This window comes from Streptomyces sp. YS-3, assembly GCF_045257485.1.
Taxonomy (GTDB): Bacteria; Actinomycetota; Actinomycetes; order Streptomycetales; family Streptomycetaceae; genus Streptomyces.
In genome coordinates this window covers 1-755 of the sequence record NZ_JBJHPC010001145.1, presented here as the reverse complement: position 1 = coordinate 755, position 755 = coordinate 1, and the positions used below count along the sequence as shown (strand labels likewise).

At 77.1% G+C, this 755-nt stretch carries 1 protein-coding gene; it reads left to right on the top strand.

Annotation, left to right across the window (positions count from 1 at the left end):
- Positions 1 to 115: 115 nt before the first annotated feature.
- Positions 116 to 755 (top strand): hypothetical protein (locus ACJA3G_RS38005; protein WP_406557547.1); only part of this gene is annotated, 640 nt, incomplete at its 3' end.

Sequence of the window (755 nt, the reverse complement as noted above, 5' to 3'; positions counted from 1 at the left end):
GCACCGAACGCCCGACTTCGTGCCCCCGCCACGCCCCGGAGGGAGGGGTTCCACACAAGATCCACACATTCCCGGCCCCCATTGTCGACGGCTGCGCGCATAGCCTCCGTTGGCCATGGATTACTGCCACGCCTGCCGACGGCACCTCAACGGCGCACTGGCCTGCGCCGGATGCGGCACCCCCGCGGAGGAGCTGCGGCAGCACCAAGCCATCGACCTCGGGGTGTACGAGGCCGCCGCACCCGGTGCGGCCCCCGCCCCCACCGGTCACCGCCGCGCGCGCCGCGAACCGCCCCGGGCGGCGGCCCGCCCGCGCCGCCGCGCCCGTAAGCGACGCGGGCGCCTCGTGCTGTTCGGATCGGCGGGTGTGGTCCTCGCGGCCGGCGCGCTGGGGCTGGCGCGGATCGCCCTGGAGCCGCCGCCGGACGACCGGGGCGCTGCCACCTCCGTACACGAAGAGGAGGAGATCTCCCAGGAGACCTCCGCGCCCGCCCCCGACGCGAGCGATGTGGGCGGTCCCAAGCGGCCCAGCGCCGTACCGGCCCGGAACGGCCACGGCAAGGGGCACCATCCGAGCCCCGGCGGTACGCGGCCGGGACCGGCCGGTACGACCACGAGTGGGCCCGGGACCGGTGAGGGCTCTCCCGTACCGGGCGGCTCGCACCCGGCCACCGGGGTGACCGGCGCGCCCAGCGATCCGGCGCCCACGCCGACCGGGACGGACGGGTCACCCCTGCCGTCCACGTCCCCGGAGC